Source organism: Pricia antarctica, from assembly GCF_900101815.1.
Classification (GTDB): domain Bacteria; phylum Bacteroidota; class Bacteroidia; order Flavobacteriales; family Flavobacteriaceae; genus Pricia; species Pricia antarctica.
The window spans coordinates 41,572-53,774 of record NZ_FNAO01000010.1; the positions used below are offsets into that span (position 1 = coordinate 41,572).

General features: G+C 40.7%; 6 protein-coding genes. 4 read left to right on the forward strand and 2 right to left on the reverse strand.

The genetic code is table 11. The features are described from left to right. Positions 1 to 6: 6 nt before the first annotated feature. From BLT07_RS18220 to BLT07_RS18235, 4 genes are all read left to right on the forward strand, one after another. Complete coding sequence (locus BLT07_RS18220) at positions 7 to 1,755, forward strand: glycoside hydrolase family 43 protein (RefSeq protein WP_091873165.1); 1,749 nt, start codon at positions 7 to 9, stop codon at positions 1,753 to 1,755. A 50-nt stretch (positions 1,756 to 1,805) separates the two neighbouring features. Further along, positions 1,806 to 4,535 (forward strand): glycoside hydrolase family 97 N-terminal domain-containing protein, encoded by a 2,730-nt coding sequence (locus BLT07_RS18225; RefSeq protein WP_091873170.1) that lies wholly within the window; start codon positions 1,806 to 1,808, stop codon positions 4,533 to 4,535. Positions 4,536 to 4,590: 55 nt separating this feature from the next. Beyond that, the gene (locus BLT07_RS18230) at positions 4,591 to 6,519 is read left to right on the forward strand and encodes an alpha/beta hydrolase-fold protein (RefSeq protein ID WP_091873174.1); all 1,929 of its coding nucleotides are present in this window, start codon (positions 4,591 to 4,593) and stop codon (positions 6,517 to 6,519) included. A 143-nt stretch (positions 6,520 to 6,662) separates the two neighbouring features. Then, complete coding sequence (locus tag BLT07_RS18235; protein WP_091873178.1) at positions 6,663 to 8,600, forward strand: SMP-30/gluconolactonase/LRE family protein; 1,938 nt, start codon at positions 6,663 to 6,665, stop codon at positions 8,598 to 8,600. Positions 8,601 to 8,617: 17 nt separating this feature from the next. Here the strand turns inward: BLT07_RS18235 and BLT07_RS18240 are convergent, their stop codons facing one another. Continuing rightward, entirely contained in the window at positions 8,618 to 9,832 is a 1,215-nt protein-coding gene (locus BLT07_RS18240; RefSeq protein WP_091873181.1) for a cupin domain-containing protein, read from the reverse strand. Between the two features lie 64 nt (positions 9,833 to 9,896). Next, entirely contained in the window at positions 9,897 to 12,140 is a 2,244-nt protein-coding gene (locus BLT07_RS18245) for an outer membrane protein assembly factor BamB family protein (RefSeq protein ID WP_091873184.1), read from the reverse strand. Between the last annotated feature and the right edge of the window lie 63 nt (positions 12,141 to 12,203).

The following is a 12,203-nucleotide window of genomic DNA, read 5'->3' on the forward strand; positions in this document are numbered from 1 at the left end:
AATAAAATGAAAAAAGTGAAAATTCCTCTAACAATTGTTCTTCTAACGGTACTAACATTGGTAGGTTTTAACCGAATCGAAAACGATGACTATCCTGCCCCAAAAAATACGCCCTTATTTACTAAAGTAATCTATGAAGGCAACGATCAGGTATATAATGATTACGCTCTGGGAAGTGATGAGTTTTTCAATCCAATTCTACAAGGGTGCTATCCGGATCCGGCCATAACACGGAAAGGGGACGATTACTATTTGGTATGTTCCTCATTTGCAATGTTTCCCGGCGTACCCATCTTTCATTCCAACGATTTGGTGAACTGGAAGCAAATCGGACACGTTTTAGACCGATCCTCACAACTCGATGTACATGATACTGGTATAAGTCAAGGGGTTTATGCTCCTGGCATTACCTATAACCCCAACAATGACACTTTTTACATGATTGTTACCGCGTTTGCTGGCGGACTGGGGAATATCGTCGTTAAAACCAAAGACCCGATGAAAGGATGGAGCGAACCCAAAAAATTGAATTTTGGCGGTATTGATCCTTCAATTTTCTTTGATGAAGATGGCAAAGGCTATGTTATTCATAATGATGCACCTGACGAAGGAAAGGAACTTTACAATGGACACCGAGTCATTAAAATCTGGGAATATGATGTCGAAAGCGACCAGGTCATTGCCGGTACGGATAAAATTATAGTCGATGGTGGAGTAGATATTACCGAAAAACCTATTTGGATAGAGGCACCGCATATCTACAAAAAAGATGGAAAATACTTTTTGATGTGCGCAGAAGGAGGAACCGGAGGATGGCACAGCGAAGTCGTTTTTAAAAGCGATAGCCCAAAAGGACCGTTCATTCCCGCTCCAAGCAATCCTATTTTAACACAGCGCTATTTTGAAAAAGATAGAAAAAATAAAGTTGATTGGGCAGGACATGCAGACTTGGTAAAAGGGCCTGATGACCAGTATTACGCTGTTTTCCTTGCCATTCGCCCCAATGAGAAAAACCAAGTAAATACGGGTAGGGAAACATTTATTTTACCGGTGGATTGGTCGGGTGAATTTCCTGTTTTCGAGAATGGCTTGATTCCTATGGAACCCAAGCTTAAAATGCCAGAAGGGATTACCAATAAAACAGGTCAAGATGGCTATTTGCCAAACGGAAATTTTACCTACGAGGAAAATTTCTCTTCGGAGAATCTTGATTTTAGATGGATCGGGCTACGTGGGCCTCGGGAAGCATTTATCAAAATAATAAAAAATGGATTGGAGATTACTCCCTTTTCCACGAACATTAAGGAATTAAAACCAACTTCCACACTGTTTTATAGGCAACAGCACAAAACCTTTTCCTTTACCACTCAAATGCAGTATACGCCAAAAACAGAAAAAGATATGGCCGGGGTGACCGCATACCAAAATGAGGGTTCCAATTTCGTATTCGGTCTTACCAAAAAAGGAAAGGATACGTACTTGGTATTGCAGAAAAATAGCAGACCCGATAGACGTGGATCTACTAATTCCGAGATTATCGGCAGCACCAAAATTGAAACTAAAGACCTATTGACATTACGGATTTCCGCGGATGGAAATGAATATAAATTCGACTATTCAACTGATGGAACCAAATTTACAAATGTGGGTGGAACCGTAGCGGGAGATATACTTTCTACCGATGTGGCAGGTGGTTTTACGGGGGCTATGCTTGGCTTGTATGCGACAGCAGGAAATGATATTACACTTGAATAGGACGAACCCATTTTTATATTGTTGTGCCGAGATTACTTAAAATAAACATAATGAAAAAATTACTGGGTCTACTCTTTTTGGTCATCTGTTTTTTCACAAGCGAAAAAGCATTTTCGCAAGACTCTAATTTTCACATCTATCTCTGCTTTGGTCAGTCGAATATGCAGGGAGCCACGAAGGCGGAAGCTATGGATACCATTCCTGTTTCTGGATTTGAGATGATGAGTCCGATGGATTGCCCGGATTTGAATCGAACCATGGGAGAATGGTATCCCGCAATACCTCCTTTGGCAAGTTGCAATGCCGGACTTTCCCCTGCAGATTATTTTGGGCGGAAAATGGCGGAAAATGCATCGAGAGGCACTAAAATCGGTGTTATAAATGTGGCCGTTGGGGGTTGTAAAATTGAATTGTACGATAAGGAAAATTACAAAAGTTATGTAGAGACCGCTCCAGATTGGATGCTTAATTGGATTAATGAATACGGTGGCAACCCTTATGGTCGATTGATAGAATTAGCAAAAAAAGCTCAAAAAGATGGGGTCATCAAGGGTATTCTACTGCATCAGGGAGAATCGAATACAGGAGATACTTTATGGCCTAAAAAAGTAAAAGGTGTATATGAAAATATATTAAAAGACCTAAACCTTAAAGGTGTTGAAGTGCCTTTACTGGCCGGTGAACTTTTAAGTGAGGACCAAAACGGAGCATGCGCCAGCATGAACGAAATCATCAAAACCTTGCCAGAGGTTATCCCCAATTCTTATATTATTCCTTCCGATGGCTGTGAAGGTATTCCGGACAGGCTTCATTTTTCCGCCTCAGGATACCGCAAATTGGGTAAGCGCTATGCCGATCAGATGCTGCAAATCTTAGGCAGCGGTCAGAAAAATATTCAACTGAATGCGGCAAGTCCAGATTCTAAACTTAAACTTACCGTTAAAACGGAAAACGGCATTCCCACGTATAACCTGACCTATAATGACAAACCTTTTATTCTGAACGCACCCTTAGGTCTCGATACCAATATTGGGGATTTTACCAGGAACCTCGTTTTAAAGGATAATTTGACTATTACGCCTATCAGCTATTCTTATTCCTTGGATAAAATAAAAAAAAGCAAAATTAATTATCAGGCTAACGAAGCGGTTTTCACTTTTTTGAAGGATGGGGTAAACGCCTTTGATTTGATTTTTAATTTAAGTAATAACGACGTGGCTTTTCGGTATAAATTGTATCCGCACGAAGCCAATATCAGCTGTGTCATTAAATCCGAAGCTACTGGTTTCAAATTTCCGGAAAAAACAAAAAGCTTCCTGTCTAACATGATGACACCTATGACAGGTTTTGCACGAACAGCGCCAAGTTATGAAAGCGGTTATAGGGCCGATATCGCTATTGAAGAAAACAATGCTAGGGAGGGATATGTTTTTCCAGGACTCTTCCATATGGAAAATAATCTATGGGTCTTAATCTCCGAAACCGGGGTTCACAGTCAATACCCGGCTTCGCACCTAAGCAATTTTAAGGAAGGAGTTTTTACGGTTGATTTTCCCAATAGCAGACAAAACAACGGGTTTGGAAGTTCCGGAGCACAAATGGGCCTACCAAGTTTTACTCCTTGGAGAACGATTACAGTAGGTGAAACCTTAAAACCGATTGTAGAGACCACGATTCCTTTTGATGTGGTGAAGCCATTGTATGAACCTACACAAGAATATAATTACGGCCGTGGAACTTGGAGCTGGATTATATGGCAGGATGGTAGCATGAACTACGAAGATCAGGTGAAATATATTGACCTAGCCGCCAAAATGAATTATGAATATATCCTAATCGATGCTTGGTGGGACAGCCGGATTGGGTATGACCGTATGGAAGAACTGATTACCTATGCAAAGGGTAAAGGAGTAGACGTTTTTCTATGGTACAATTCCAACGGAACGGCAAACGATGCCTTTCAGACCCCAATCAATAAAATGAACACATCCATCGCTCGTAAAAAGGAGATGAAATGGCTAAAAGAAGCTGGTGTAAAAGGAATTAAGGCCGATTTTTTCGGAGGGGATAAACAGGAAACCATGCGCTTGTATGAGGATATTCTATCCAATGCCAACGATTATGGCCTTATGGTGGTTTTTCATGGAGCCACTCTACCGCGCGGATGGGAGCGGATGTTCCCGAATTTTATGGGTAGTGAAGCTGTCTTAGCCTCGGAAATGTTGGTGTTTTCTGAAGATGTGCGCCAGAAAGAAGCCTTTTATGCAACCCTTCATCCTTTTATGCGAAATGCAGTTGGTAGTATGGAGTTTGGCGGAACTGTACTCAACACATTTTTCAATAAAGGAAACATAAAAGGTCAAAAAAGGTTGACAAGTGAGGTGTTTCAATTGGCGACCTCCGTCCTTTATCAAAACCCTATTCAGTTTTTTGCACTAACCCCTAATAACTTGACAGATGCCCCAAAATGGGCATTGGATTTTATGAAGAGTGTCCCAACTACGTGGGATGAAACACTTTTTCTGAAGGGCTATCCCGGAAAATATGCTATTCTGGCTAGAAGGCATAAAAACCAATGGTATATCGTAGGTGTCAACGCACAGAAAGACGCTCTTAAAATGGATTTGACTTTGCCCATGTTCAATAAAGGTGACACGTTGAAAGTATTTAAAGATGATGCAAAATTAAATGGCGGCATGGAAACCATCAAACTGAAAAAAAATAACCAAATAACCATCGAAATCCCAAGTATGGGCGGAATCATACTTAAGAATGAATGAGGATTCACTAACCAAAACACAATCAACTCACCAATAACTTTTAACACATTTAACCATGATAAAAAAAATTGCGCCTCTGTTCTTTTCATTACTTCTCTCCTACTCTTTTGTGAGCGGACAGGTCCTTGAAAAACATGCCCCAAAAGGATTTGATGAAGCCAAAAGTTCCATCCGCAAAGGAAAAATAGATAGCGTTACCTATACATCTAAAACTGTGGGCACGGACCGGAAAGCACTAATTTATACACCCCCAGGGTATAAGAAATCAAAAAAATATCCGGTGCTGTATTTGTTACACGGCATTGGTGGTGATGAAAAAGAATGGTTGAAAAATGGAACTCCAGAGGTGATTTTTGATAATCTCTATGCTGACGGAAAATTGGAACCAATGATCGTGGTCATGCCCAATGGTCGAGCAATGAAGGATGACCGTGCCATTGGTAATATTTTTGCCGAAGACAAAGTGGCTGCTTTTGCAACTTTTGAAAAGGATTTATTGAACGATTTGATTCCGTTTGTCGAGAAAAAATTCAAAGTCTATAAGGACAAGGAGCACCGAGCCATTGCAGGACTTTCAATGGGTGGTGGACAGACCCTTAATTTCGGATTAGGAAACTTGGATACATTTTCATGGGTAGGTGCATTCTCATCGGCACCGAATACTAAAGTGCCTGAAGAATTGCTGCCTAATCCAGAGAAAGGCAAAGAATTACAAGTATTATGGATTAGTTGTGGGGATGCGGACGGTCTCATGCCATTCAGTAAAAGAACTAGTGATTATCTAAACCATCATGATGTTCCCCATATTTTTTATGTGGAACCGGGCGGACATGATTTTGAAGTGTGGAAAAATGACCTTTATATGTTCTCTCAATTGTTATTTAAACCTGTTAATAAAGGGTTATTCAACAAGTATAGCGTTCTGGGATTACCCGCAAGCACCAACATACGCAATGCAGCCTATCCACAGATACTTCCGGATAAGCGCGTTATTTTCAAAACCAAGGCTCCGGATGCCAAGCAGTTGCAAATAGACCTTGGTAAAAAATACGATATGGTCAAGGATGAGGAAGGTTTTTGGACCGTTACCACGGACTCCATCACAGAAGGTATTCATTACTATTCCCTGTTAATCGATGGTGTCGCCGTTGCGGACCCGGCAAGTGAATCTTTTTATGGTATGGGCCGTATGGCAAGTGGAATTGAGATTCCATTCATGGGAGATGAATACTATGGTTTGAAGGATGTTCCACATGGGGATATTCGGATAAATAAGTACTACTCCGAAGCTTCACGCTCATGGCGGGAAATGTATGTTTATACACCACCCAACTATGATACATCTTCGGAAAAGTATCCTGTACTCTACTTGATGCATGGTGGCGGAGAAGACCAACGGGGTTGGGCCAACCAAGGAAAAGCCAATTTAATCTTAGATAACCTGATTGCCGAAAACAAGGCCAAACCCATGATTATTGCCATGCTAGATGGTAATGTATCCGGTGCGGAAGGAATTGGTGGCTTCAATGAAAATTCGCTCAAAGCTTTTGAAAATGAACTTAAGCGAGGGGCAATACCATTTGTTGAAAACAGGTATCGTGTAAAGACGGATGCCCAAAACAGGGCTTTGGCAGGTCTCTCCATGGGCGGATTGCAAACCTTGCATGTCGGTGTTCAAAATACCGATATGTTCGCTCATTTAGGGGTTTTTAGTTCGGGTTGGTTCGCGGATAATACAGAACTGTCCGATCCAGAATATAGCTTTATGCAAGAAAATAGCGCAACCATAAATGATAACCTTAAAAACTTTTTTATCTCAATGGGCGGCGAGGAAGATATTGCCTATAAAAATTGTAAGGTAATGATGAAAAAGTTTGATGACTTGGGAATTAAATATGAATATAGCGAATATCCAGGAGGACATTCGTGGCCAGTATGGCGGCATGACCTTTATACCTTTGCTCAGTTGTTATTTCAACAATAAAACCTGAATGATGCTTAACTATTTTATAAACATTTGCATTCTATAACTTTATAAATCAAATTCACTTGTTCAAATAGTACTATTAATAAGCTTGCATTATAATTGAACTCGAACGATTAAATCCCACCTTAAAATCCAAATTTATGTCTCGTATTTCAATAGCTAAAAAAGTACTTTATAAGATATTGGGTATTGTCGTCATCTTTAATTTTGGGTGCAATTCATCTACCAAGCCTGAGTGGGAAAAGCGGAATTCAGAATTAATTAAGGACAATGGGTTCACGATAAGGGAACTTCAGGACTTACCTACCTCAACCCTTGTCCCGAATTTGGAATTCGGAAATCCAATGAATATCAATAATTTGGATAGTTTAGAACTTCACTCCGGCGTAATATCTAAAATTTTCTGGGGCAATGGTAATTTGACGAGCATGTTAACGCTGGACCCTAATGCTATTATTCCAAAAGAAAATTTACCGGCGAATCGTTTTTTAATGGTTATGGAGGGTTCCGGTCATTTAATTATAAATGGTAGTAAACGCATGATGACCGCTAAAAAAAGGGAAGAACCTGATGGCACACATAACGGAACACCGCAGCAAGATTTTATTTATCAAAAAAAAGGTAGTGAAAGCGAATTCATTGCAGGGGATTCGGGAGCGAAACTTATGGAAATCTATAGCCCTATACGTCTTGATTATTTAAATAAAATGGGGATTTCAGATGTTCCCTCAAAAATGAAAGTGGTAAATTCAAAGCTTGAACCTACCGTTTCTCCAAACGAAATTTATGACCTGTTCAACATTCAGCTGACCCAACTTTCGCCAGGAGTTTTTTCTAGATTGATTACTTTGGATGGCATACAACTTAGTTTTGTTTCATCGGACCCAAATACTAGAATACCTTTGCATATTCATCCAGAGGAACAAATGACCCTTTTATTAAGGGGCTCCCTTAAGCAAACCCTTTTGGATACCGAACTAGATTTGGAACAACATGACATAGTCCATGTGCCTGGAAATTTAATACATTCGAGTGCGGCAGGCGAACGCGGCTACGATGCAGTAGATATATTTTGGCCAGTACGTGAAGACTATTCCGCAAAACAACAATCAGCCCTAAAAAAGTACCATGAGATTATTCCTGAAGGAAACATGCCGGAATTAATTATTGATGGTTCAAAAACAGAACCGACATTAACATTTAGTGAAGGCCCCAAATGGATGAACGGTAAACTCTATTTCTCCAACATGTATTTCGACCAGAATTGGAATGCAGATCCCAAAAGAAGTTCCATCGTGGCTATGGATTCGAACGGGTCATATCAAAATATTACGGAAGGAAAAATGCAGGCGAACGGATTATATCCCTACAAAAATGATAATTTATTGGTCTGTGACATGATGGGTCATCGGGTGGTGGAAATGACCACTACTGGCAAAGTGGTTCGGGTCATTGCCGATTCTTATGATGGAAAACCGATAGACGGTCCTAACGATATTATTACAGATACCAAAGGAGGAATTTATTTTACCGACCCCCAATTCACTATGGAAGCCGAAAAATTTCAACCGGGCCGAGCCGTTTATTATGTCTCTCCAAAGTTGGATGTGACAAGAGTGGTAGAGCCAAATGAATTTGCCATGCCCAATGGAATTTTATTATCCTCGGATGGAAAAACACTTTATATCAACAATTGTTATGATGATGAAACATGGTATCCCGTAAACAGTTCCAAAGAAAATTTTGTTTGGGCCTATGATGTAAACGACGATGGCACAATTGCTAACGGCCGTAAGTTTACAGAATTACGTTTACCCGGCAATGTTCTGGACCGTAAGGGTAAATCTTCCAGTGCCGATGGTATGGCCATAGATACTCAAGGAAATATTTACGTGGCCACTTATCTAGGTGTACAAATATTTGATTCAGAGGGTTCTTTTGTCGGTATTATAAACCTTCCCTCGTTTCCGGTGAGTTTAGGTTTTGGTGACGAGGATATGAAGACGCTTTATATAGTAAGTTATGATAAAGTATATAAGATACGTACCCAACAGACAGGCTATGTAAATTATCTCTAATAAGCCAAGAAATTTGGTCAATCCTGTACATCATCACCCATTACATCATAGCCTCGCCATTTAAATTCCTTGGCAAGTCCGGAAGCGGCGGGCCAAGCAATCTGATGTTGGTCACTAGCTACCCATTTTCTGCGATTTTCCTCGGTATTAAATACTATTTGTATTTGATAATTGAAGGTAGTAGGCTCCGCTTGAATTTCCTTGGATAAGTCCTTTGGAAAAAGACGAAGTAATTTGGAGCTCAGGTATCCCTCTTGAACCACCATAGCAGGCAAATAGATGGAATAATACATTTTTTCGAATGCGGCTGCATTTTTTATGTCCACCACAAAATCCATTTGCAATGCCATAGCTTTAGGTTGCTCCAAAGGTTTGGAAATTGCCCGTCCACTTTTCTTTGAAGCTGCAATACCGATTACTAGCAATTCAAGATTCTCATTACCGCTGGTAGACCATGAAACATCTTCTCCCAGACCAACGTGGAAGGAATCATCCTTTTTAATAGTAACGGACTCTGAACCAACTGTAACCGAACCATTCCCATTAATAACGTAATACACTTCCTCTACCCCTTCAAGTGTGTCTTTTTGTGTTGATTTGCCTGATGGTATCGTTATATAGTCTACATGGTGCCAATCGGTTTTGAATACCTCAGGTCCCAAAACTCGCTTAGATAAAATCCCATTTTCTTTATTGTTGGCATCATCGGATTTAAGTAAGTTCTTGTCTAGGCTTGAAGAAACAAAAACGGGAGTATGATCCATTTTAGCACCCACCCGATCATCTGCTAGATCAAACGCATCTCCTTGACCTTTTTCTAGACTTACCGCAAAATTGAGCCATTTTAAGGGTTTCCCGGAAGTATTATAAATTCCATGGGAATCACCCAATTTACATGGCACCAAGGCCGGACCCTTAATTTTTGAAGTTCTTCCGTTTACGGTAAATTCTGCCTCTCCATCAAGGATAACATACATTTCTTCAATGGTATGATGAAAATGGTGGCCAATTCCAGATTTGGGTTGAATAACTCCGGAATGAAGATATAGGAAATTGGTTGCGAGATCATTGCGACCTATTAACTGTGTAAATCCCATTTTACCGGCGCCCGCATGTACATTATCCAATTCCCTGTATGTAGAAGGATCATTGTGAATAATTCTTTTACTTAAATTTTGGGCAAAACCTATACTGCCAATCAGGCAAAGTAGAAAACTTAGAATCGATTTCATAATTAGGTATTTAAAATGTGCTTCTTATTAAAATAGAATCAAAAGAATATGTACAGCGCAAAGTTTACTTCCTTTCCGGTATACCATAAACCACGTAACCCTTGGGTATTGCGCCAGGCTTTTTGGAATGGTCATAACTATCGCTCCTGAAATTAGAAGTAGCGTTGATCACTAAGTATTCCTTACCGTCCAAAGTAAACATACTAGGTTGTGCATTGGTCTCATGGCTTAAAGTCGTTTCCCAAAGCACCTTACCATTTTCAGCATCAAAAGCATAAACCTTACCTCCTTTCGCCGTTGCAAATACAATTCCTGTAGAGGTAACCACCATACCTTTTCGCTGCGTACCATTGGGAGCACCTTTTGTTTCATCACCTTGTACGTATAAGGAATCTATCCCGATAGGTCTGCGCCATTTAATTTTTCCGGAATTAAGGTCATAGGCCAAAATGGAGGACCAGGGTGGATCTATTAATCCTGGCCAGTCCAGACCATAATCTGTGGTATATCGTATTTCCGGATGCTCAACATCTTCCGGATAGTCTTCCATTGGTGCACCCCTCTGGGCATCTACTGGGATGGACGCCCCACCTGAAGCTACTACAGGTCCTTCTACCGGTTGTGCTTGTTGCTCTCCGCGTCTAAAATTTCTACGCTCAGGGTCACCGCCAAGAAATTGAAACAAAGCTTTTAAAGAGGCTTCATCCACATGAACCAAGCCTGGCATTACCCCTTTTCCATTGATTACGGTATTCCTGAATTCCTCATAAAACATATGATGTCCCAGGTTTTTAAGGGAAGGGCCAGCACCGCCCTCCATATTTGGACCATGGCAAGCTATACAAGTAGAACCGTAGAGCGATTTAACCTTATCTACATCATTAGCCGTAAGTTCTCTTTTTGGTGGTTCAACCTTATTCAATCTATAGGTTGACGCATATTCCTGGGTCTGAATATACATTATTCCGTTACGCGGGTCTGCCGCAGTGTTTCCATAATTGGCACCGCCCAATGCACCCGGCATCATTATGGTCTCATAAGTATCGGAAGGCGGCACATACAGACCAGATTTGGCAGAATCCAATCGTTGTAACCAATCTTGTCTAAGGCTGTCTGAAAAGAAAGGGTTCAAATTTTCCTTGGTCACCTGTTGTCTCGTAAATCTTGGTAGTGAGGTTATGGGTTGGGTCGGCCAAGATTCCTCGCCTGCCATTTCACTTTTGGGAAACGGTTTTTCCTCGATAGGAAATAAAGGTTTTCCCGTTACCCGATCAAACACGAAAACAAATCCGTGCTTTGTTGCAATCGCAACAGCATCTATTTTTTTACCATCCTTAGCTACGGTGAGCAATTGTGGAGCCGGTGAAAGATCATAGTCCCAAAGATCATGGTGAACTGTTTGGTAATGCCAAATTCTTTCCCCCGTTCTGGCGTCCACAGCGACCAAGGAATTAGCAAAAAGATTGCTCCCCAATCTATCGGCGCCGTAGTAGTCATAAGTAGGCGAACCAATGGGTAAATAGGCAATTCCCCTTTCCGTATCTACAGATATTTCACTCCAGACGTTGGTTCCACCTACGTATTTATATGCATTTTTAGGCCACGTTTCGTAACCATATTCTCCCGGGTGGGGTATTGTATGAAATATCCATTCCAATTTGCCGGTTACAACGTTATACGCCCTTATGTGGCCTGGTGGAGAAAAGTAAGCTTCACCAGGTGCTGAACCTAATATCAAAAGGTCATCATAAATTACTCCGGGCATCATGGATTGAATTCTTGTAACCGATGTTGGATCTCTATCCAGTCCTTCCCTAAGATCTACATATCCTTCAGCACCAAAATCTAAAATGGATTTTCCAGTGTCCGCATCTATAGCCTGAATGGAATTGTTCAATGTAAACAACAATCTTTTGTCCTTTTTATCCTCGCTTTCCCAATAATTGATTCCCCTTCGCGTAATACCGGGAAGATCCGTATGAATCCACAGTTCTTCGCCGGTCTTCGCATGTATCGCAATGAGAGAACTATTTTTACCTAACACGTACATGGTGCTATCAACAATTATGGGACTAAAAAAATAGAAACGATCATCCCCCGACGGATAGTTCCATAACACTTTCATCTGTGCAACGTTGGATTTGGTAATGCCAGGCGACTCAAAAAATTTGGATTGATCAGGACTTCCTCCATATTGCGACCATGTATTGTGTTTCGCAACTTCTTTTGTATGAGGCTCACATCCCACAATTGTCACTAAAATCGTTAGAATGGCACAAAAAAATAAAGACAGTTTACTTTTTGACATTATGATTGATCAAACATTCCTAATTACAGAACCATTATATCTTATATCTTTTTGAGGAAAGTC

Excerpts from the sequence above, each read along its gene's own strand:
- BLT07_RS18220 (WP_091873165.1), top strand. The coding sequence starts at position 7 with ATGAAAAAAGTGAAAATTCCTCTAACAATTGTTCTTCTAACGGTACTA.
- BLT07_RS18225 (WP_091873170.1), top strand. The coding sequence starts at position 1,806 with ATGAAAAAATTACTGGGTCTACTCTTTTTGGTCATCTGTTTTTTCACA.
- BLT07_RS18230 (WP_091873174.1), top strand. The coding sequence starts at position 4,591 with ATGATAAAAAAAATTGCGCCTCTGTTCTTTTCATTACTTCTCTCCTAC.
- BLT07_RS18235 (WP_091873178.1), top strand. The coding sequence starts at position 6,663 with ATGTCTCGTATTTCAATAGCTAAAAAAGTACTTTATAAGATATTGGGT.
- BLT07_RS18240 (WP_091873181.1), bottom strand. The coding sequence starts at position 9,832 with ATGAAATCGATTCTAAGTTTTCTACTTTGCCTGATTGGCAGTATAGGT.
- BLT07_RS18245 (WP_091873184.1), bottom strand. The coding sequence starts at position 12,140 with ATGTCAAAAAGTAAACTGTCTTTATTTTTTTGTGCCATTCTAACGATT.